This is a genomic window from Lysinibacillus sphaericus (assembly GCF_002982115.1).
In the GTDB taxonomy this organism is placed as follows: Bacteria; Bacillota; Bacilli; order Bacillales_A; family Planococcaceae; genus Lysinibacillus; species Lysinibacillus sphaericus.
In genome coordinates this window covers 2,081,438-2,101,624 of sequence record NZ_CP019980.1, presented here as the reverse complement: position 1 = coordinate 2,101,624, position 20,187 = coordinate 2,081,438, and the positions used below count along the sequence as shown (strand labels likewise).

25 protein-coding genes and 1 pseudogene are annotated in these 20,187 nt (G+C 32.9%); 8 read left to right on the top strand and 18 right to left on the bottom strand.

All coding sequences use genetic code 11. The features are described from left to right. Positions 1-589: 589 nt before the first annotated feature. The 3 genes from LS41612_RS10565 to LS41612_RS23475 form a co-directional block, all read right to left on the bottom strand. Positions 590-1,267 (bottom strand): DUF6241 domain-containing protein, encoded by a 678-nt coding sequence (locus LS41612_RS10565; protein WP_024364757.1) that lies wholly within the window; start codon positions 1,265-1,267, stop codon positions 590-592. 251 nt (positions 1,268-1,518) lie between these two features. Then, positions 1,519-1,971, bottom strand: a complete 453-nt coding sequence (locus tag LS41612_RS10560; RefSeq protein WP_024364758.1) for a GNAT family N-acetyltransferase — start codon at positions 1,969-1,971, stop codon at positions 1,519-1,521. A 248-nt stretch (positions 1,972-2,219) separates the two neighbouring features. Next, positions 2,220-2,480, bottom strand: a complete 261-nt coding sequence (locus LS41612_RS23475; RefSeq protein WP_231784578.1) for a hypothetical protein — start codon at positions 2,478-2,480, stop codon at positions 2,220-2,222. Between the two features lie 216 nt (positions 2,481-2,696). On the opposite strand from LS41612_RS23475, the gene LS41612_RS23690 reads away from it, so the two are divergent. From LS41612_RS23690 to LS41612_RS10545, 3 genes and pseudogenes are all read left to right on the top strand, one after another. Then, the gene (locus LS41612_RS23690) at positions 2,697-2,825 is read left to right on the top strand and encodes a hypothetical protein (RefSeq protein WP_255313819.1); all 129 of its coding nucleotides are present in this window, start codon (positions 2,697-2,699) and stop codon (positions 2,823-2,825) included. Positions 2,826-2,994: 169 nt separating this feature from the next. After that, the gene (locus tag LS41612_RS10550) at positions 2,995-3,183 is read left to right on the top strand and encodes a hypothetical protein (protein WP_024364759.1); all 189 of its coding nucleotides are present in this window, start codon (positions 2,995-2,997) and stop codon (positions 3,181-3,183) included. 783 nt (positions 3,184-3,966) lie between these two features. Beyond that, positions 3,967-5,118 (top strand): annotated as a pseudogene (locus LS41612_RS10545) (IS3 family transposase). Positions 5,119-5,475: 357 nt separating this feature from the next. On the opposite strand, the gene LS41612_RS10540 reads toward LS41612_RS10545, so the two are convergent. The 7 genes from LS41612_RS10540 to LS41612_RS10515 form a co-directional block, all read right to left on the bottom strand. Next, on the bottom strand, positions 5,476-5,697 hold the full coding sequence (locus LS41612_RS10540) for a hypothetical protein (RefSeq protein WP_024364893.1): 222 nt from the start codon (positions 5,695-5,697) through the stop codon (positions 5,476-5,478). Positions 5,698-5,954: 257 nt separating this feature from the next. Continuing rightward, positions 5,955-6,407, bottom strand: coding sequence for an OsmC family protein (locus LS41612_RS10535; protein WP_024364894.1), 453 nt, complete (start codon positions 6,405-6,407; stop codon positions 5,955-5,957). A gap of 292 nt (positions 6,408-6,699) precedes the next feature. Further along, a complete protein-coding gene (locus LS41612_RS10530; protein WP_024364895.1) occupies positions 6,700-7,224 on the bottom strand; it encodes a hypothetical protein in 525 nt (174 codons plus the stop codon). Between the two features lie 193 nt (positions 7,225-7,417). Further along, complete coding sequence (pbfA, locus tag LS41612_RS10525) at positions 7,418-8,776, bottom strand: (R)-1-hydroxy-2-aminoethylphosphonate ammonia-lyase (protein ID WP_029747489.1); 1,359 nt, start codon at positions 8,774-8,776, stop codon at positions 7,418-7,420. Between the two features lie 252 nt (positions 8,777-9,028). Beyond that, positions 9,029-9,262: a DUF3953 domain-containing protein gene (locus tag LS41612_RS10520; RefSeq protein WP_024364896.1), complete on the bottom strand. Its 234-nt coding sequence runs from the start codon at positions 9,260-9,262 to the stop codon at positions 9,029-9,031. Between the two features lie 102 nt (positions 9,263-9,364). Beyond that, positions 9,365-9,529 carry a hypothetical protein gene (locus LS41612_RS23125; RefSeq protein WP_158694853.1) on the bottom strand — a complete coding sequence of 55 codons (165 nt, stop codon included), beginning with the start codon at positions 9,527-9,529 and terminating at the stop codon, positions 9,365-9,367. 821 nt (positions 9,530-10,350) lie between these two features. Beyond that, positions 10,351-10,977: a hypothetical protein gene (locus tag LS41612_RS10515; protein ID WP_024364897.1), complete on the bottom strand. Its 627-nt coding sequence runs from the start codon at positions 10,975-10,977 to the stop codon at positions 10,351-10,353. Positions 10,978-11,305: 328 nt separating this feature from the next. Between LS41612_RS10515 and LS41612_RS23120 the strand changes: the two genes are divergently transcribed. Then, entirely contained in the window at positions 11,306-11,446 is a 141-nt protein-coding gene (locus tag LS41612_RS23120) for a hypothetical protein (protein ID WP_158694852.1), read from the top strand. 511 nt (positions 11,447-11,957) lie between these two features. Here the strand turns inward: LS41612_RS23120 and LS41612_RS10510 are convergent. Further along, positions 11,958-12,281 (bottom strand): DUF3986 family protein, encoded by a 324-nt coding sequence (locus tag LS41612_RS10510; RefSeq protein WP_024364898.1) that lies wholly within the window; start codon positions 12,279-12,281, stop codon positions 11,958-11,960. Positions 12,282-12,474: 193 nt separating this feature from the next. Here LS41612_RS10510 and LS41612_RS10505 point away from each other — a divergent pair, with 193 nt between their 5' ends. From LS41612_RS10505 to LS41612_RS10495, 3 genes are all read left to right on the top strand, one after another. Then, positions 12,475-13,035, top strand: a complete 561-nt coding sequence (locus tag LS41612_RS10505; protein WP_024364899.1) for a GNAT family N-acetyltransferase — start codon at positions 12,475-12,477, stop codon at positions 13,033-13,035. A gap of 82 nt (positions 13,036-13,117) precedes the next feature. Continuing rightward, the gene (locus LS41612_RS23315) at positions 13,118-13,270 is read left to right on the top strand and encodes a hypothetical protein (RefSeq protein ID WP_162832728.1); all 153 of its coding nucleotides are present in this window, start codon (positions 13,118-13,120) and stop codon (positions 13,268-13,270) included. A 392-nt stretch (positions 13,271-13,662) separates the two neighbouring features. Beyond that, a complete protein-coding gene (locus LS41612_RS10495) occupies positions 13,663-14,193 on the top strand; it encodes a GNAT family N-acetyltransferase (protein WP_024364900.1) in 531 nt (176 codons plus the stop codon). A gap of 145 nt (positions 14,194-14,338) precedes the next feature. Here the strand turns inward: LS41612_RS10495 and LS41612_RS10490 are convergent, their stop codons facing one another. From LS41612_RS10490 to LS41612_RS10480, 3 genes are all read right to left on the bottom strand, one after another. Continuing rightward, the gene (locus tag LS41612_RS10490) at positions 14,339-14,884 is read right to left on the bottom strand and encodes a KwaA family protein (protein WP_024364901.1); all 546 of its coding nucleotides are present in this window, start codon (positions 14,882-14,884) and stop codon (positions 14,339-14,341) included. 25 nt (positions 14,885-14,909) lie between these two features. Continuing rightward, a complete protein-coding gene (locus LS41612_RS10485) occupies positions 14,910-15,827 on the bottom strand; it encodes a DUF4868 domain-containing protein (protein ID WP_024364902.1) in 918 nt (305 codons plus the stop codon). Positions 15,828-15,928: 101 nt separating this feature from the next. After that, a complete protein-coding gene (locus tag LS41612_RS10480; protein ID WP_024364903.1) occupies positions 15,929-16,147 on the bottom strand; it encodes a hypothetical protein in 219 nt (72 codons plus the stop codon). Positions 16,148-16,374: 227 nt separating this feature from the next. On the opposite strand from LS41612_RS10480, the gene LS41612_RS10475 reads away from it, so the two are divergent. Then, positions 16,375-17,406 (top strand): beta-propeller fold lactonase family protein, encoded by a 1,032-nt coding sequence (locus LS41612_RS10475; RefSeq protein ID WP_024364904.1) that lies wholly within the window; start codon positions 16,375-16,377, stop codon positions 17,404-17,406. A gap of 95 nt (positions 17,407-17,501) precedes the next feature. Here the strand turns inward: LS41612_RS10475 and LS41612_RS10470 are convergent, their stop codons facing one another. From LS41612_RS10470 to LS41612_RS10455, 4 genes are all read right to left on the bottom strand, one after another. Then, positions 17,502-17,930: a GNAT family N-acetyltransferase gene (locus LS41612_RS10470; protein ID WP_029747491.1), complete on the bottom strand. Its 429-nt coding sequence runs from the start codon at positions 17,928-17,930 to the stop codon at positions 17,502-17,504. A gap of 141 nt (positions 17,931-18,071) precedes the next feature. Further along, positions 18,072-18,434 (bottom strand): DUF6713 family protein, encoded by a 363-nt coding sequence (locus tag LS41612_RS10465; RefSeq protein ID WP_024364906.1) that lies wholly within the window; start codon positions 18,432-18,434, stop codon positions 18,072-18,074. A gap of 123 nt (positions 18,435-18,557) precedes the next feature. Beyond that, positions 18,558-19,142, bottom strand: a complete 585-nt coding sequence (locus tag LS41612_RS10460; protein WP_024364907.1) for a hypothetical protein — start codon at positions 19,140-19,142, stop codon at positions 18,558-18,560. A gap of 156 nt (positions 19,143-19,298) precedes the next feature. Beyond that, the gene (locus tag LS41612_RS10455; RefSeq protein ID WP_024364908.1) at positions 19,299-20,174 is read right to left on the bottom strand and encodes a hypothetical protein; all 876 of its coding nucleotides are present in this window, start codon (positions 20,172-20,174) and stop codon (positions 19,299-19,301) included. Positions 20,175-20,187 lie beyond the last annotated feature (13 nt).

The window sequence follows — 20,187 nt, the reverse complement described above, 5'->3', positions numbered from 1 at the left end:
GTTTGTTTATAAATTTGCATAAAAACTTGTATAACATATCATCGAAAATTTTATTCCACAATATTATCGCATGTATCATCTACATTAACCGTATTGTTGTACTCATCTATTACAAAGCAACAAAAGCAAAAATGTCCTCAAGTCCAGCAAAATTTTCCACACATAATAGATGCACCACTCTAATGATTTTACTTGTCTTAGCCCCGTAATTATCTACGACCAAAACACTACTAATTGTGCAAGTGATACTTAAAACCCCTAAGGACCACCTGAACCACTGTAAATTTCCATTGGCTCACCTGCGTTGATACGACTTGTCACCTTTACCGTGGCATTTGCATCTTCCTCTTATGCTTTACCAGATATTTTGAATTTTTCAGTATTTACAACACCAGAAGGCGCGACTGCATCTACCGATAGCAACGGTGCTCTGTTCGGTACGACGAAAACCTCCGTTCTATTTTTAACAAGATCTTTTTCGGTATCCTCTGCCTATACCGCTAATATCTTAAGAAGACTTCTCTATAAAAGAGAAAATAAAAACACCCCGAAGGATGTTAGCAATTATTATTTAACTTCTAAAAATAGATTAATTCTGCTTTTCTGTCGAGCCAAAGACTTCATCTACCTCTTTAGCAAAAACTTGGAAAATATAGTTTATCTCTTGTTCTTCCGAAGCAATATCTGTTGCTAAACCTTCAGGTGGTTTCCCTCCTTGAATAAACATTAAAATATTATGGTCATCGTCAACTGTTGAAAAATCACCTTTTTTCCAACGTTTTAATATATCTAGATATATTTCATAAGGTGCATATTTATCAGACATTTTATGACGTTCATAGTTATCTTTGTTTTCTTCTACCATCTGTATTAAAATGTCGATTCTTTCTGGTGTAATCATAATAGAGCCTTCTTTCGATTCAGCGATAATCTTTTGGTGTGCCATCTCTTGAATCACTTCTTCTACTAGATTGCCAACGAAGGGTTCTTCTCCACTTTTCCAATCATCAATTTTCTTGGAGAAAATAGGGTTTTCCCAACCTATACCGCTCACATCTACCGTCGATACAAATTTTTCTTTTGTATCTGCTTTTGAAGTGTTCTCTAATTCTTTCACATCTTGTTCCAGCTCTCCTTTGTCATAGATCTTGTCTGAGATTAAAAGTGTACCACCTATACTCAATAACGCAGTTAAAATAACGATACCTAAAACATATGTCCACTTCATTAATTTCACCACCATAATTAACATTTTAATCCAAATCATCGTATATAATCCTTTGTGTAAACAAGGATTTCATTTTCTCGTCTCCTAGTAATACACTTAAAAAATCATATCGAACAAGTTTATAAGGCGTGGGTCGGTCGTGAGTCTGTCTTTCACTAATATAGAGGATTTTATAAATACCAAGGGCAGAAACCTTTACTTCCACAATCGCGCACGATTTCAATCTGCCTTTTAATTAAAAAAGCACTTTCCTAATTCCAGGAGAGCGCTTAATTGCTAAATAAACTATATTAAATTTCTTTTTTAAAAGAAGTTAAGGAAAGTCGTTCTGTTATAATTGTTTCCTCTGTTTTTGAAAATCCATTTTTCAAATAGAAAGTCACTGCTGGTGTATTCTTGGATCCAGTTGATACTATTATTGTTTCCAATCCTTTATTGTCGTTTTCAATAAAATCCAATAATATCTTGGCAATTCCTTTTTTGAAATGTTTAGGATGTACCATTAACCGATGTATATCGATTATACCATTCTCTACTTTTATAGAAATGACGCCGCATAATTCTTCTTTTACGTAATAACCAAAAAATGTCTCACCACATTGTTGTAACGTGTAAACTGTATCTTTCAATGGCGGTATATCATAAAAGTCTATTATTTCCGCTTCCACTTTATATGAAGGTATTTGAATGTTTAAAACTTCTTCAGCAAGTTTAAGATTAGTTATATCGATTTTTTTAATCAAATCTATCCCCCTTTAACTTTTCCTACTTTAATTCTAATAGAACCGGAGTTTAAGTAAAAGCCTTTTGGACCATCTAAATTTTAATATAAATTTAAAATCCTTTAAAAGTTTTATTCAACAATCTGGCCCGATTGTTGAACATATGTTATTAAAATGAAGTAGCTCATTGAATACTTCATCGTTTTACCCTAAAAATTGTCGTACTAGATATTCTCATATGGTTTCCAATTGCACGCATGCTATGCCATCTAGTAATCTATGAAGAACTTCAATCTCCCCCTGTCTCTATATACTAGTGGTATACGTGCTTGCACTTCTGCAATCCTTTGCTCATACTCTTTAGTTCGATAATTTAACAAATAGACACGATGTTGAACTTCATTAAACACCGGATTACTTATATCTCCATCTGCCTTTGGTAATGTTACATTAAAACCATACATTGCTGTTTTCGCCCCGCTGAAACTATTATCATCAACCTTCGCTACTGGCTTTTGTGCTTCTTCCATTGTCGCAACCATCCAAGGAAAATTCTTAATCCACTGCAGTAAAATCTTTTTTATTAAATTAATTTGCCCTTTTTGGCTCATCAGGTTAGCCAAGTAAGCTGTGGGATAATGCTTCGATAAGGTTTAAATAGCTTAATCCAATTCAAACCCTAGCGTGTGACGACGCTGCGGCTTTTTGTGTTACAATAGAATTAACAAAAATTAGGAGGTTTATTTATGCTTGGTATCACGTACATAGCCTTTACTTTCGCTATAGCAACGTCAGTCATCGTCTTACTTAATGACATGAAGATTAAGAAATTAGAGAAACGGATCGAAGTACTTGAAAGAAAAAAGGGATTTTAATATATAGTTGAATTATAGAGGGATGTTTTAATCATTCTATTTTCATTAATTACGCATATTGTTCAGTAAGCTTTTTTGCTTTCATGACATTAATACCGCTATACATTAGTTAACTAAATAGCGAATTTTTGTTACCATATTATAAATGCTATTATTTGGAGGTGTTTTTTTGACTGACAAGAATAGAACATTACTGAGCTCGATTAGTGGTTTAGCATTATGTTCAGTAGGAGCATATAGAATCTTTACACACAACTTAGAAGCTATGTCAATTCTAGTGGCATATATTTTCTTTATTGGCGGATTAATAGGCTGTGTTTTTAGTGTTGTAAAGTTGTTTAGGATTGAACAAACTTAGTGTTGCTTTATTGTAGCGCTATGCTTATTGCTATTGCCCAATTTCTTTCAAACTTTCAATATCTACTAAAATCTATATAACGAAAGAATAGTTATTTGCCTCTGTAGCTGTAGAAGGGAAGAGCGCCGGAAAACATTGTAGCTGCCGGGTCGCAAGGCAAGGGTTTCAGAAGCACCGAAAAGCAAATGAGCTGAAGCAGGTGAAATTCCTAGCTGGTGAAAGTCCGTAGGGAAGCGTGTTCCCCCTAGCCTATGCTTACGAAAGGAGTGCGGGTTCGAATCCCGTCAGAGGCATCGATCTCCTATCCATACAATTGTTTTGCAGAGTCTTTGAAGTCTCTATTCTTTGGTGTATCTTGTATAACCACTCCTTTTCTAGGGTCTGCTAATATGTCACCTAAGTGATATTTCAATTTTGAGTACTTGTTTGCCCTCCTACACGATTTCCAAAAGTTAGGATTGTATGTATCCGCGTTAAAATTATTTAAGGATTGAGCCAGTTGTCATGTAATGCTGTACGATTCATCACGACATAGTTATTATTTTTAGCTACTCAGATAATCCCAATTTGTCCTCGTCCTCCTTTTTTGTGTTACAAAATGCCATTAGAATGGGGTATTTTAATTAGGAAATAAAAAAATTTCCCGGGTAAGCGCAAGAAATGACAAAAAAATAACTTATTGAATTAGGAACTGACCCCAATAGGTATAGACAAATAAAAAAAGCATCTTCGATTGAAATTCGGGTATAGGTACTTAAATTTCAATTTGGAGGTGTTTTTTCTATGGGAACAAGAGTGAGTTATCCCTATGAAGTAAAAATGAAAGCGATTAAGATGCGATTAGCGGGTGTACCTGTCAAACAGATTCTATTGGAATTAAATATACGCCATAAAACACAGGTCGAAACATGGGTGCGTTGGTATAGAAATGGTGAAGTCAATCGTTTGAAACAACCTGTAGGCAAACAATATATCTTTAATAAGGGTCCTGAACCGGACAATGAACAAACGAAATTAGCATTGGAAAACCGTTATTTAAAGCAACAAATTGAGGTGCTAAAAAAGTACGCAGAGTTGGAGAGGAAGTGGTTGGAGAAGTAGCTGTACAGTTAGTTGCGTCACTAAGAAGCATGATGTCTGTAAAGGACATTTGTAAACACTTTGGGATTGCACGATCTACCTACTATCGTTGGAAACAGGCATCTACCGATGCAAGGTCTCGTCAAGCAATAGAGAGACGTATCGGTGAACTCTGTCGAGCAAATAAATTTCGCTATGGCTACAGAAAAATTACAGCACTTTTACGTCAAGAAATGTGCGTCAATCATAAAGTGGTTCAACGTATCATGCAAAAATATGGTTGGCAATGTCGCGTGAAAGTGAAAAAACGGAAACGAACAGGACAACCTTATGCAATCGCAGCAAATTTATTAAATCGCGATTTTGAAGCCACCGCACCGTTACAGAAGCTCGTAACTGATATTACTTACTTGCCATTTGGTCAAAAACAGTTGTATCTTTCAAGTATTCAAGATTTATATAATGGTGAAATGATTGCCTATTCGATTGGAGACTGCCAAGATACTGATTTTGTGCTGGATACATTAGCCCAACTTCATCATTTGACCGAAGGGTGTACGTTGCACAGTGACCAAGGGGCGGTATACACATCGTATAATTATCAACAGGCCGTAAAAGCAAAAGGCATTACCATGAGCATGTCCCGTAAAGGTACGCCCGCTGATAATGCCCCAATCGTATCGTTTCATTCTGTGTTAAAGTCCTGAAACATTCTACTTAGACAATTTTAACAGTACTACGATGACCATCGTAGTACAAACTGTCAAAGACTTTATAAACCATTATAACAATAACCGAATTCAAACAAAACTAAACAACCAGTCGCCGGTTCAATACCGACAACTGGTTGGGTAATGTTTTTTTGATTACTGTCTTATATATCGGGGTCAGTACCTTAATGCGAATTTTGCTCTTCTTTTACTAATAAGCAGGCTTGTATTTAATATAATGAATATCTTATTTATCAATTTTGACAATCTAAATTTAGGGTTTATCAACTTTATAAATATATATAAAAACCAAAAGCACATGAATAAACTTGTGCTTTTAGTTTTATCAAGGGTAAAACAAGTATTTTGCTATGTCAACTTTATCAAGATACTCCGCCCCATTTTTTGTAGGACATCGTTGTCTTCACTCCATGGAATGACAAAATTAAAAAGGGCTAGAAAGCATGATTAGGATAATTACCATAGCAAAATCCGCGTTTCATCACCACTTCTCATTATATTTATGCTCTTTAAAATGAATATACTCTGTATTTTTGATTCTCGTCCAACTACTAATAGCATTCAAGATTATCATAAAGATTACAAATAAAACTGAACCTACGACGAAATGCCCTAAGAAAAAAGTTACAAAGGCCGCAACCAATAGTGCAATTATTATGACGATTGCTAATGTTTGTAATTTACTCTTCTTGTTTTCATTCATCGACCCAACCTCCCATTAAACATATTTCATCACCTTTTAACATGTTAATATGATTTTACTACGTTCTAAAGTATTACACAAAAATATACTCATCACTAAAAATAGAGCCGATTATGTATGTCTTGCCCCAGTATGTAAGTAACAAGGGAGGAAACACTTAGTGCCCCTCCCTCTCAGTATACAAAGTTACTTGAAAATCGTTTGGAACATTCTGAATATCTAGCTTAAAATTATATTACGCATTACATAAAAATAGATTAAACTACAGAATTCTCAATAACAATTCCTGAAGACACAAGATTTACTGTATTAGCAATCGAATCACCTACAGGGCAACGTGCTTCAATATATTTTTTAAATTCTTCTACCTTTTCCTCTGATGCATTCGTTTTGATATGAAAAGTATATCGGATTGATAAAAATCCTGGTCTTACATCGGACTTGCCTAAAAAGCCATCTGTATCAAGGTCTCCTTCTAATTCCACCCAGAAATCTTGAAGGTCTATATCAAACTTCTTCGCATACGTTCTTGCTACTATTGATTGACATGCCCCTAAAGATGAAAGCAAGAGTTCTACAGGATTTGGAGCTTGATCATCTCCACCTAATTCTTTTGGTTCATCTACAATAATTTTATGTCCTCTAACATGAGCTTCTACCAAAACCTTTTCTTTTAAAAATGTGTTTGCCTTAAATGTTGTTATTGCCATTTACAATCACTCCTCTTTAGAATTTGACTACTTTTTTTATAATTACTGAATAAGGTTTTTATACCTTATTAAGTTTATAAGAATACAACGTTATTTCTTTTATGCTACTTGTAACTTTTTCTTTAGTCAACTACTAATTAAAAATTTTTCAAATTCAAGGATAGCAATAGCAACAAATCTATCCAAACAATCACTTTATTAGATTAATCACTTATTCAACGTATTCGCTGCAAACTTGTATGGCACATATTACGTTTTATGGCAATTAGAAAAACTTCTTGTTCCCTATTGATTAATTTTTAACGTTATCAATTATTGTTAAGAAATACTTAGCTTGGGATTGTAAATGTTTTGATTTAACTGCTTTTTTAATTAAAAATAATATAACCAAAATATAAACAGCTTGCATAAAATAATAATAGGTTACTGGGAGCTGTTTAAATAAAATTTCTTTTGACATTTCTTTATAGATAAGTAAAAAAGCAAATAGTCCTACACCACTCAGGTTTAATATGGAAACTCTATCATATGTACATTCAATTTCTACTAATCTTGCCTTCAAAATTAACCGATCTTCTGTAGAAAGAGCTTGAATATTTTTTATATAACCTTTAATATTTGAATTTCTTGTCTCATATTTTAGAAGTCTTTTAAAAATAGTATAAAAACTATCTCCATTCCAATCTTTTCTTTTTAGGTGTTTACCTAAAAATTTTATTAACTCTTTATCTTTACAATTATAAATACATTTTATCAACTCCCTCTGATCTCTTGAATTAGTTCCTGTTTCTAAAAATTCACTATTCCCTCTAACCAATTTTTTACACCTCTTTTTTCACTATACCATATTTTCACCTTTACACACATTCTATTAAAGTGCAAAAATGTGTTAATAGTACCTACACTATCTGTTTTTTAATGCAATTACTTTTCACCTTACCCGCCATTGTTTCTTTATAAAAGAAAAACACCTCCTATGAGATGTTTCATCAATTTTTTATAAATCTATATTACTGCTCTAAAACCTCTTGGATAGATTGGTCTAAAATATCCATTGCCAGCTCTAATTCTTGTTCCTTAATAATCAGTGGTGGCGTGAGCGTAAGCACATTTCCTTGTGATACTTTAAAACTTAATCCCTTCTCCATACATTTATACATTACTTGTTCTGCTTCAACTATAGCTTTTTCTTTCGAATGGCGGTCCAATACTAGTTCTACGCCATATAAAAGACCGATTCCTCGTACATCACCTATAATTTCATACTGCTCTTGCATCTTTTCAAGTCGCATTCTCATATACTCTCCTAATTGATTAGCCTTTTCTATTAATTTAAAATCCTCAATATAATGAAGAGTAGCCAATGCTGCTGCACAGCCTAGCGAACTTTTCTCATGCGTATAATGACCAAGTGCAATATCTTGGGCAACATCAAGTTGTCCTTTTACGAGCATCGCCGCCATTGGAAACACGCCTCCACCTAATCCTTTTCCCAATAAAACAATATCTGGAATAACTCCAAAGTTTTCAAAAGTGAACATTTTTCCTGTTCGTCCTAAAGCAGTTGGAATTTCATCAAAAATCATTAATATATTATTGCTATCACAAATATTGCGTAAACGTTGATAGTACTCTTTTGGTGGGATATGCACATCTGTACAACGAACAGGCTCTAAAATAATGGCACCGATTTCATTTTCTCTTTCTAGTATATACTCTAGATAATCAAGGGATTTAAACCTACCATTGTCATCCTCAAACAAACCGCGATATGAATTGTAAGGCGCTATATGTAGACTCCCTGGCATTAATGGGCCCATACCGTTACGGAAAAGCGCTTCTCCTCCAACTGAAATTGCGTCTAAAGATGCGCCGTGAAACGAATCCCACATCGATATCGTTTTAAATTTACCTGTTGCCTTTCGAACAAGCTTTAAAGCCATACCAACAGCTGAAGTTCCTCCAGGTGCCAAAAGTACTTTATTTAAAGGTTCTGGTGCAATAGCAACTAATTTTTTTGCTAACTGGATTGCAACTTTATTTGTATAACGTCTTGGTGAGAATGGAAGTGTATCCAACTGCTCTTTTACGGCGCGAATAACATACTCATTCCCATAACCTATTTGATGAACATTATTCCCATGGAAATCCATATACTTCCTTCCGTCTATATCCTCTATGTAAATGCCATAGCTTTTTTCAATAATATTTAAACAAGGAGTAGAAAGAGACTGATGTAAATAATACTTGGTGTCATCGTTTATAAACTCAAAAGATTCTTTACTTAAATGATTTTCTTGCCAGACAGAACGAGTTTTTGTTAAATTAATATCCCCCTCTGTTCTTAAAACTTCAATGTTTTTATCCATGATTTTTTCTCCTCTCATAAAAGGTAATTACTTCTTTCACCTAAACAAACTAACATGCGTTTTTTAATTAGATATTAATATCCTGTAAATCTTTTCACTTAATGATTTTGTTACATAGTTGTAGTGAAGCAATCATTATATCTAAGCTCATAGAACACCGAAGAACCAAAGGAGATTTTAACAAAAAAAGACATACCAATATGGCATGTCTTTTTGTGAATTTTCCATTCTATATCCCTTGCAGTCAATTATTTACCTATATATAAAACTTTGAATTGACACATATACTAAAAATAAAAATACACCTATTAAGAACCAAGCGTAAGCTTTTCTCTCACTTTGATATGCATTAATGCCTAAAGTTAACATCGATAAACTTAAGAAGAATATCGTTACGAAATTAAATTGATAATCACGTGTGATAAGTCCATAAGTTGAAAGCGCGATTACAATGATTCCAAAAACAATTGGTAGAATTTTCAGCATATCCTTTCACTCCTCTTTAAATTACATCTTTAATTATCTATAAGATACTATAGAGATAATTCTAAATTTAACATTATATAATTCTTAAGATAAGTAATGCTTTTAACCAATCGCTATAAAGTGCTCGTCAGGAGCATTCTCTTTACTTATTGTCCTCCAGAGATGTGGGTAGAACCATTCTACTTCTCTTTGAGTATCTCCAAAAGCATAATGGATGCAATGAAATGTTTTGGTATTTCGATGTTCAAATGCATTTTCACCATCCAACTTGTCGCTCTCCCGACTTATCCATTTACAATTTGCTTTACATCCTCAATTATTTTGTTAAGTTTCCACCACATGTTAGCCCCTCCTACTAAAAATGACTCCCTTAACTAAAGACTTCCGCTTCTATCTGTATTGTACAAAAGCACTACCTTTTATAAGCGCAATGTATAGATTTACCACAAAAATCTTAAACATAAATTTCACCATTGTTATACTTTCTCTAATGATAATGCTTGATTATCTATTCCGCTTTGTGTTGATGCAAACGTCGACGTTTTATGTGCTACAATTTATAGAAAATACATAATGAGGTTAACAATATGGCATTTATCAGGAAATATATCTATCTCTTCTACTTTTTATCACTGTTTTTAATTTTATTGATTCGTGATTATTTGAAATACGGTAATTGGAACTTGCTTAGCAACTTTTTCTTTTCTCTATGGACCGTCCTTATTTTTGCTTTCATAAATTGGGCATGGACTAGTAAAAAATATAAAAAGCAATAGCATTTATCTCTATCTGTATCATAATGACGCAGCAGCTTTTTTAAAGAAATTGACATCATTTGTAACAGAGTAATAGATTTGTAAACACCATTTTAGCAAACCTTTTTAACTTGTTTAGCTTCCGATGAAATTATCACAGTATCAACAATTATTTTCTTTTGGATTAACTATTGCAACACCGATGGACTCCTAAGTCTGATTAAATCATAGTTGCGTATAGACCTATGATATGCCTCAAATTCCTTTTAGTGCAAAATAAAAAAGCACTTTTTAAGTGCTTTTTAAGTGCTTTTACTCCTTGAAATTTTAAAATTAATTTTGCTCATTTAAATCATCTGGATATACGATTGTATCAATTACTTCACCATTTGATTCATTTTTATAAGTAACGGTTACTTTATTTTTCGCTGGATCTACTCCATTAAACAGTTGATAGAAAATACCCATAAGAACAAGATCAACATCAGCGTCCATGTCTAGGGTGCTTTCTAATTCTTCTGGGTTAACTAAAATTGTGAACTCAGAATATGTATTATTGTAACTTATATCCTTAATAGCTAATTGTTCATCTGTTTCAATCTCTTCTACGAACACGATAATCTCTTCTTCCATATCCTTCAAGATTTCTTTCTGCTGTGATTCAGACATTCTAAACGTTAAAGAACCATCATCGTTCTTAATTACTTCTTGAATACCTTCGTCTTTGGCATCAGCAATCACTGTATCTATATCTTCATCTTCAAAAAAATCAGCAGGTATCGTTACCTCAACATTTAATAGCTCTTTATCGACCTTAAGTGGTTTGCTCACAGAAGTCTTTTCAGTTGTATCTGCAGCAACCTCCTCTTTGTCTCCACTCTCCTTTTCTGAATCCGCACTACATCCCGCAAAAATAATTCCAAATAACAATAATAATGGTAATACTAATATTTTTTTCATAATTAATTCCTCCTCATAATAAATATACATAATTTGGAGTTAATTTACTAGTTATTTTTAGATAAACGCTATTAAAACTAGATTAGAGCTTTGCCTCCTTCTCTTCCCTTATACGAAAATAGACAGTAGGTTTCAGTCTATCTATCATGTAACTCGACTACTAAAGCATTATAAATACTTCATTAAGTCTAGATTAAGCGTGGGTTTTCAATCATGAGGGAATTTTTATATTGACTGGTTTTTCACTGGAAATACGGCTTTAAGTGCATCAACTATATATGTAGCAGAGCAGAATAATGATGTTGCAATAACAATTTAGGAAAGTACAATGGGTTTAGATTTGTTAAACGAAGAGGTGAAAATTGAAAATGCTGATGTTGGAAATATAATTGTTACAAAAGGTGATTATATAGAGACTTTGCCAACGCATGCAATAGATAGTCTTGGTAATAGCGTATTTAATTTATAAATCCGGTACTAGTGGACTGATTATAAAATTACATAGCAGGGAACAATCGGCTCAAACGACTAGACTGGCTGGCTCGTTCAACTATGGACATATACATTAGGAGTTCTTGGTGCAATAACTAGCTTAGGGTTAGGTGCTGGCGGAGGAGCTATTTGTAGGTACAGCGGGTGTAGCTATGTCAGGCGCGCTGTCCTCTTGTTTTGATTAGTATATGGGGGAATTGCGAGCTGGATTTAGCTCAATGTTTTAATGGGCCAATGATATTGGCTTATTATGTCTGTTATTGGTCATGTGAATTTTTTTAACACTGGAAACAAATTGATATTGAGCTTTCTTGAATCCTTTAAATTTTGTTTAATTTTTAACATAGTGTTTGGCATTACTTATCAGCTTAAAACTAAAATAAATCCTATAAAAGTTTTCAGTATAACTTTTATAGAGGATGAGATTACTCTCAGTTTGTCGCCAAACTCGGGTTCTGTAGAGTTTTTTGGCAGTGATTAGCTGAAACCTAATGATCTTGGACTTTTACTTCATTCAGATGAAAAGTATTGTCCCCCTCCCTTATAACGATTAATTCCTCTTCTAATAAAAATTCTTTGAATAATTCATTCCCATGCTCAAAAGTTAAATTACAAATATTGTATTCTCTCACCATATACCCAAAATCTTGATCAAATAAAGCATACGTTTTTTTTAGGGATACATTATAAGTTTCATTATGGAAAAATAAGCACCATGTCCCGCCACTTTTTTGTTTTAAAAAAATACCTTCAAATTCACCATTAGTATCATAAAATCCAACATGTAGATGGATATCTTCTTCAAAATTCATAGATAATGCTCCTTCCTATAATAACTTTCCTTTGTAAGGCAACTTATCCTCCCTTCCAGTAAGAACTGGAAGGAATACTGCTGACTTTAAATCCTTTAGTACGCTCTATGCTTTCGACATACTATAAAATAAGAAAATATTTGATTATGATATTATAGTATAGTAGTTTTGTTATAAACAAGGGGAGAATACAATGATACATATAAAAGGAAATAAAGTTACATTACGAACAGCTACTCCTTCCGATATTGAAAATATCTATTTTTGGAAGTATGTTGATGAGAAACAAGAAGCAAAGAAATGGAACGGTCCATATATTCCAGAAAAACATAAGTCTAAAGCTGCGTTTTTAAAGGAATGGACAAAAGATGAAGAATTATTTGAAGATGTTCCAAGTTCATTAATCATAGCAGTAGACGAACAGTTTATTGGTGTTGTCGGTGCTTATTGGGTAGATAAAAATACTAACTGGCTTGAAACAGGGATTGTCACATATGATACAGCTTATTGGAATGGTGGTTATGGTTCAGAAGCTTATCGCTTATGGATTGACTATCTTTTTGAAAATACACCCCTCCATCGATTAGGGATGTCTACTTGGTCTGGTAATGAAAGAATGATACGAGTAGCCGAGAAATTAGGGATGCAATTAGAGGCAAGAATTAGAGATGCACGAATTGTTGATGGAAAATACTATGATGCTATAAAAATGGGGATTTTACGAAGCGAGTGGGAACGACAAGAAACGAATTAGTACCTATGATGCGCTGAAGAGATTAGACGCTATCATCAACTTTATAGTATAGTTAACATATATTACATAAAGAGGTGCATTTATGGAGAATAGTAAATGGATTTGTAAAGCTTGTGGTGGTGATTCCTTTGTAAGCGGTCAAGTTGGTAGTGAAACAAGCCAAGGTAATGTTAGAGCTATTGGATCCGTATTTTCTGTTGGTTCGCCATACATTTTTAACTTTTGTAAAGATTGAGGTGAACTAGCTTCCATCAAGGTTACAAAGCCACAAAAGTTTACATAGCCTCTTTTAAGGTTGTAAAGCCTGTAATTTTAAAGTTACACTGATGCACAATGGTGTTTCAATTGACAAAATTCGGAAAGTACTTATATATCACTTTCATTATGACTGTTTTTTTACTATCATGAATTTGGTATTATTTCAAAAATAATCATTGGGCTTTGCTTGAAAACTTTCTTTTTTCCTTATGGATAGCTGTTTTTTTATTTATGGCAGCAATACTACTTAGAAAAACAAAAGTGAAAGAGAAATAACATAGACTAGAATAAAAACCTTGAAGGGACTGAACTATGCGCAGATGGCAATATTTTTTATCTAACTGATTAAAAATATTGGAGGTATAAGCATTGATAAAAGAACTACACACTCAAAGATTACATTTAAGAAGATTGGCTGTATCAGACTCACCTCGCTTGTTTAAACTTTGGTCTGATCCAGATGTAACGAAATACATGAATATCACTACCTTTACGCATGAAACGCAAGCAACAGAGATGATTGAACTTCTAGAAGAATTAGCTCATGCTGGTGAAGCGATACGGTTTAGCATCATTGAAAGGAACTCCAACGAAATAATAGGAACATGTGGATTCAATTCAATAGACTTAGATAATGCAAAAGTAGAAATTGGTTATGATATCGCGAAAGCCTATTGGGGCATGGGGTATGCTCCTGAAGGTATAAAGGCACTTATTGAATATGCTTTCGAAACTTTAAAAATCAATAGGATTGAAGCAAAGGTAGAACCTGCAAATGTAAATTCTATAAAAGTGTTACAAAAGCTTCATTTTACATTCGAAGGAAAGTTAAGACAATACGAAAATTCAAAAGGGAATTTTATAGATATTAATATTTATTCTCTCCTAAAAACAGATTAATTTTTGAATTTGGCCTATATCATTTTTTGGTATAGGCTTTTTTGTTTGTCATATAAGGAGTATCCTTGCCTACTAATTAATTTGGCTGTTTTTAAGTCCTACCCATTGTCAAATAGTGACTTTTCACAATGGTTTGCTACTTTCTCTAAGACCTATGCAAATAAATATTACTAGCCAGTTTTCTAACACGGATAGGGTTGTTAGCAATGTTCATTCTGATAAAATAATCTGGATTGTCTTTTGAGATAATTACGCGGCCAAGCTCATCCTCATAAATGTTCCATCCAAATAATAAGAACGTTATATTCACATGGATTATATTAGACTTAATATATAAATAGCCAATTATCATAAACAAAATCCCATTTGTAATCAAAGTACTTACTTCTTTAACATTGATGGCTAGTAAAGGAACGATATATGTCACTAAGTAACTTAAAATCTCTTCATTTTTTCTTGCTACGCGCTCACTAACAATCGTGCTGTTTAATTCACATTTCCTAATATACCAAATCGGTAAAAAGGAAAGGGAAAATAATACGACCAAGATAATAGTAACGGTAAACGTTACTTGATCTTCAATAAATGACTGCCAATCAATATTTTCGTAAGGGAATATGGAAAGAGCAACAATGACATATAATGGAGAGTATGACGATATAAACAGAAACAATTTAAAAAGATTTGTCATTTTTCCTCCACCCTTTCTTAATAAATTACCTTAAATCATCTCTGCCTCTTTCACCCGTAAGAACAGTTTTATAATAAGCATCATTCAGTAACTTGACGATATCATTTAATTGTTTTTTATCTGTATATTTTATTTTTGACTTTTCTTCGTTTAATTCTATATTTAAGTCAAATTCTTTAATAATTTCTTCTATTTTATCAAAATTTTCAACGAACCTTGTCATTCTCTCAGGCTTTGTCATTAATCGCGAAACTCTTTTAACTATATTACCATCTTCAATGCTATCATTTTTAAATTGTTCAAAGCCTTCTAACTTATTCGTTTCTTCAAAAGCACATAAGACCGAATTCGTATTGTGCACATACTTTGTTTTCAAATCGAAAATTCGTTGCACTGAAACATTATTTACCACTAGTATTTCGTTATCATAAATAAGTAAATCGAACCCTGGTTCAATGCCAATAAATGAATCTGAGACTTTTCTAAAAGTAGTATCCGCAATGATTCCCCAAAGCCCTTTAGAAAACTTCTTAAATTGCGGAATGCGATTTAGGAAATAAGCATACTCCCCTGCTTCTATTTCAATTTTTATACAGTATAAATCTTTTTGCACATCTTCATTCAATGATTCACCCGGTTCCTGTAAACTTTTGAATAAATGATCATAAGTTATTCCTATATAGGATGACTTACAATACTCCACTACGCCATTCGGTCGACCATTTTCATTAAATTCTAGTTGCTCTTTTCCAACAAGCTTATCAATAGTTGGCTGGATAATATTGATTATCTCTTTTTGTAAAGAATGGCTTATTGATGGTTGAAATGAAAAATAGTCTAACATATCATGCGTCTTAATCTTTTCAATTAAAAACAAACTTACTTCAAATGTACCACTCAATAAACGTTCTGAAATTTTGCTGTTTATGAACTCGATATTCAATAATAATCCCCCTTCACTCTTTGATAATATGAATAAAATCATACAATATTTGTTTTTTTCCAGTAAATCAACATACATCCATAACGGCTGTCGTAACGTAATTATTTAATTATGAGCAAGTTACATAAAAATTGATAACAATGCTCTTTTTCTTTAAAACATTCATGCAAATTTATATTTTCAATTTCATAAAATTTTGGTGTTTTACGAATGGTATATTTGCCAATGACGATTTCTTCATCAACCATAAGTTTTGTTAATGCCTCATAAATAGGATCAATTGAAAAGCCAATGATTTCATAAATATTCACATTTCCCATATTTATCCCCCTTTATTTCACTATGCTAACGTCTGAAAAAATATGATTCATTTAAGAGTTAAATTTTATTTGCGTAAAGAAACATTAAAACTGTTCACAAAATTTAAAACATTATTTAAATAAAAGTACTTAATATGAAAGCGTGTCTTTTCAGATGTAGGAAAACATACAAGGAAGATGGTTACGTGTACATATAGTAGCAATATATGAAAGAAAGGAGGACTAACGTGGAAAAACAACCAAATTATTTTAAAAAGTTTAAGATTAAATCAAATCCTAATTGTTGTTGTCATTGTTGCTGTTTTTGTTGTAATTGTAAATGTAAACCGCCATTTCCTTCCCCACCAAATTGCAACTATCTAGTGTATGTTACGGATGCTGGTCAAATAGAAACGCCCGACAATAGAGTTTCAGTAATTAATACATCTACAAATACTATCGTCGCTTCCATTCCGGTGGGAACCGCTCCTTTAGAAGTAGCAATCACCCCAGATGGCGCATTCGGTTATGTGCCTGCATACTTTTCGAATAATGTAACAGTATTTAGTACGGCAACGAATATGGCAGTGGCCACCATCCCAGTTGGAATCAATCCTCTAGGTGTTGCCATTTCACCAAATGGAACATTGGCTTATGTTTCTAACCAAGGCTCTAATACGGTGTCTGTCATAAATACAACTTTAAATACGGTAACTGCAACTATTCCGGTAGGTCTTGCACCACAGGGAATAGCTTTTACACCCAATGGTGCATTTGCCTATGTTGCAGATGAAAATTCAAATGCAATATCAGTTATTGATACGCTAACGAATATAGTTGTAGCAACAATCCCTGTAGGAGCTCGCCCAAGATCCATCGTTTTTACACCGAATGGACAATTTGCTTATGTCACAAATGAAGCGAGCAATACAGTATCCGTTATTAATGCAAATATAAATACAGTAATTGCTACAATTCCTGTTGGTAATGGACCTGTTGGAACAGCTATTACACCCGATGGATCATTTGTTTACATTGTAAATAAAGGTAGTAATACAGTATCTGTTATAGATACGTCTACAAATTTAGTCATTGCAACAATTCCTGTAGGCATCTCCCCTGACCAAGTAACCATCCTACCGAATGGAACGTTTGCATATGTCACAAATCAACTAGATAATACGGTGTCTGTTATTAATATCGCAACAAATATGGTAGTTGATACAATCCCTGGATTTAATGGACCGACTGGTATAAAAACAGGAACAATTTGTATATAAAATTAATTGGATTATTTAAAAAAACCAGAATTAATCTACATATTGTAGCATCTATTCTGGTTTTTTAATGATTATTGATCGATCCATTACAAAATTTACTCTAAATATTCTTGGGCTAGTTGCTGATTTTTATAAATCCCCATACCTGTCTTCAATTTTTTAAATCCCATTTTTTCATAAAAAGAAACATTACCAGTTGTTGCAATTAACTGAATGCATGAAACATTTTCTAACTGCTGCTTCATATCTTCCAAAAGCAACCTTGCAATTCCTTGGCCTTGAAACTTTTTATGGACAACTACATCATAAATAGCTGCATTAAATACCCCATCTGAAAGCGCTCTAACAAAACCTACAATTTTGCCATCCACCAATGCAACTACAACATGAGTACTTGCATTAAAAACCTTCTCGATGATAAGTTCGTTATGTTTATGCCATCCAACAGATTGATAAACTTCTTTTAGCATCCTAATATCTTTCGCTTCTATATCGTATTTAAGCAATACCACCTTATCCCCCATCCTTTCTTTAATTTTCAAATAATTCAAATATCTATTCATCCCTCATTTTACTATATTATCTAGGTGTATTATTCCAAATTATGGCCTATTTTTCTTCAATAAAAAACGCCATATCACTAAAGATATGGCTTTGCTTTAAAGCTAAATTAAAAATAATAAATGTACTACTGAAAGAATGCCTAACGAATGTATAATCGCTCTTGAAAATGCATGTTTAAAATTATTTCGAGGATGTCGTTCAAAAAACAAATGCAATATGGAATGAACAATAAAAAATATATCTAAAATCCAAAAAAGAATCGTTTGATACTGACTAAATAATAACAAAAATATAATTATGTAAAGAACTATATGAATCAATGTGAATACTTTGTAAGCTTTCTCATCTTCCATATCCTTTAGTACAACAAACAGCCGCCACTCCGAGCGCCTAATCGCATCCATTTCATGCACAAGAAATAAAGAAAGGTTCAATAAAAACAGGGCAAGCACTAAATCAGGCATTTCCAATCTCCTCATCTTTTTCCTTCATGTTACTATAAAAAGATAGTCTAAAACGAAGAAACTCTGCCAAAATATGTCGAAATCAAGTCTTAAAAACTAGAGAAGTGCCCCATTTTCTCACACCTAATGGCTATTAGGTGTCCAGTCAATAAGTAAATTCGTAGCATGGTTTTTCGTCCATTCTAAAAATTCATTCACATTTCGAATCCCAAATTCTATTACAGCCTGATAAATAAATATTGATGAATAACTTAAATTAGTTTCTAGTAAAGCTTCTTTAATATCAAGAATAGCTTTTCTCGAAGTTTCTGTTAACGCTTTTTTCATAAAAGGCACCAAATCTTTAGAGAGTGCTCCTTGACGTCCATTTGAAAAAAGCCACATATCGATATTCCACTCTTCTTGATTAGCTAAATAAATGATTTTAAAATAATAGCCTTGATAATCAGAATCCATATAATTTTTATATTTTAGTTCCACTACATTTTGATTGTCTAATAATGGTGCCAACGCCATCATTACTTTTTCTGGAATTAATTCATCACTAAATGTCTCCATATCAATATCAGGCGATACGATTAAATCATAAGCGGTTGCACCCACTACAAAACAAGTCCCTATCGTACTCCATCTTTGCATTAATTGTAATTCATCTAAAATTTTTAATGCTCTTCCTTTTTTTCTATTTGCCCTGTCTAAACTGTTCATGTCCATCACCCTATTTCCAAAATTAAGTATTATGATAGAATAAACAATTGTAAAATAAAATGCAAATTATTGATTAAGACGACAGCGGAAATAACATACGCTTTGAAATTTTATCTACGAACAAATAAAGAACAATCATCTGTTACACGCATCATTTTATTCCTTTGAAAAAAATTTCGAATCAATCGTATCGATAACTGAAGAGATAGCAAAAAAATACCCCATGTCCATTTTCTCTTCATATGTTAAATTATTTGAATCCTTATTAAGAAAAACAATCCATTCATTTTCTAATTCACTCATATTTTTTCCGTATACTTCCGCTACTTTTTTTGACAAATCCTTTTCATTGTAAATCTGTTCAAACTTTTCTAACCCGTAAGTCTCTACTAAATATGTTACAAAAGAAGAAGCATGTGTATAGCTCATCAATCGAAGGGTAACATCTTTTTCAGTTATTAGGACAGGGCGAAAATAGGATTCATCCAGATTAGAATCTATCAAATTACTAATAGGGATTAATTTGTTTGCATCCATAAAATATTTTACAAGTTTATGGGGATATGTTTTATTTTCCCCGTACTTTTCTTCCAAATAACTAGCAAAACCCTCTTGTGTAAAATACCCACTGCTTGTATCAAAATCTTTCCCATAGCCCAGTAAGGAATGTGTTAATTCATGTATTAGTGGGTATCTGTCTTCCTTCACGCCATATAGCTCGATTCTAGATGCCAAGCCCAATGAAGCAAGGTCTCCCTCATTGAGATAAACGTTGATTTTATCGGAAGGAACATAAGCAGTTTGAATCGAATTTTGTATTACTTCATAGGCTGTTAGAAGTTCATCTTTAATTTCTTCCACTTTTTCTTGTGGAACCTTAATGTTATTAATAATCTCAAAGGTTACTTTCCCATCAGGTGTCACTACAATCTGTTCATCCTCAATTTCTTGTTCTTTCGGTACAACTTCATCTTGTGTACAAGCCGTTAATAAGCAGATAAACACAACAAACACTACACTAAATTTATACATTTTTACCTCCACA

What these genes read in the sequence shown, in the direction of transcription:
- LS41612_RS10535 (WP_024364894.1), bottom strand. Translation starts at nt 6,407, where the DNA reads ATGGCAATAACAACATTTAAGGCAAACACATTTTTAAAAGAAAAGGTT.
- LS41612_RS10505 (WP_024364899.1), top strand. Translation starts at nt 12,475, where the DNA reads ATGATACATATAAAAGGAAATAAAGTTACATTACGAACAGCTACTCCT.
- LS41612_RS10455 (WP_024364908.1), bottom strand. Translation starts at nt 20,174, where the DNA reads ATGTATAAATTTAGTGTAGTGTTTGTTGTGTTTATCTGCTTATTAACG.
- LS41612_RS23120 (WP_158694852.1), top strand. Translation starts at nt 11,306, where the DNA reads ATGGGTTTAGATTTGTTAAACGAAGAGGTGAAAATTGAAAATGCTGAT.
- LS41612_RS10465 (WP_024364906.1), bottom strand. Translation starts at nt 18,434, where the DNA reads ATGCCTGATTTAGTGCTTGCCCTGTTTTTATTGAACCTTTCTTTATTT.
- LS41612_RS10515 (WP_024364897.1), bottom strand. Translation starts at nt 10,977, where the DNA reads ATGAAAAAAATATTAGTATTACCATTATTATTGTTATTTGGAATTATT.
- LS41612_RS10460 (WP_024364907.1), bottom strand. Translation starts at nt 19,142, where the DNA reads ATGAACAGTTTAGACAGGGCAAATAGAAAAAAAGGAAGAGCATTAAAA.
- LS41612_RS10520 (WP_024364896.1), bottom strand. Translation starts at nt 9,262, where the DNA reads ATGCTGAAAATTCTACCAATTGTTTTTGGAATCATTGTAATCGCGCTT.
- LS41612_RS10565 (WP_024364757.1), bottom strand. Translation starts at nt 1,267, where the DNA reads ATGATTTGGATTAAAATGTTAATTATGGTGGTGAAATTAATGAAGTGG.
- LS41612_RS10490 (WP_024364901.1), bottom strand. Translation starts at nt 14,884, where the DNA reads ATGACAAATCTTTTTAAATTGTTTCTGTTTATATCGTCATACTCTCCA.
- LS41612_RS23690 (WP_255313819.1), top strand. Translation starts at nt 2,697, where the DNA reads ATGCTTGGTATCACGTACATAGCCTTTACTTTCGCTATAGCAACGTCA.
- pbfA (WP_029747489.1), bottom strand. Translation starts at nt 8,776, where the DNA reads ATGGATAAAAACATTGAAGTTTTAAGAACAGAGGGGGATATTAATTTA.
- LS41612_RS10510 (WP_024364898.1), bottom strand. Translation starts at nt 12,281, where the DNA reads ATGAATTTTGAAGAAGATATCCATCTACATGTTGGATTTTATGATACT.
- LS41612_RS23315 (WP_162832728.1), top strand. Translation starts at nt 13,118, where the DNA reads ATGGAGAATAGTAAATGGATTTGTAAAGCTTGTGGTGGTGATTCCTTT.
- LS41612_RS10470 (WP_029747491.1), bottom strand. Translation starts at nt 17,930, where the DNA reads ATGGGGGATAAGGTGGTATTGCTTAAATACGATATAGAAGCGAAAGAT.
- LS41612_RS10480 (WP_024364903.1), bottom strand. Translation starts at nt 16,147, where the DNA reads ATGGGAAATGTGAATATTTATGAAATCATTGGCTTTTCAATTGATCCT.
- LS41612_RS23475 (WP_231784578.1), bottom strand. Translation starts at nt 2,480, where the DNA reads ATGGAAGAAGCACAAAAGCCAGTAGCGAAGGTTGATGATAATAGTTTC.
- LS41612_RS10540 (WP_024364893.1), bottom strand. Translation starts at nt 5,697, where the DNA reads ATGAATGAAAACAAGAAGAGTAAATTACAAACATTAGCAATCGTCATA.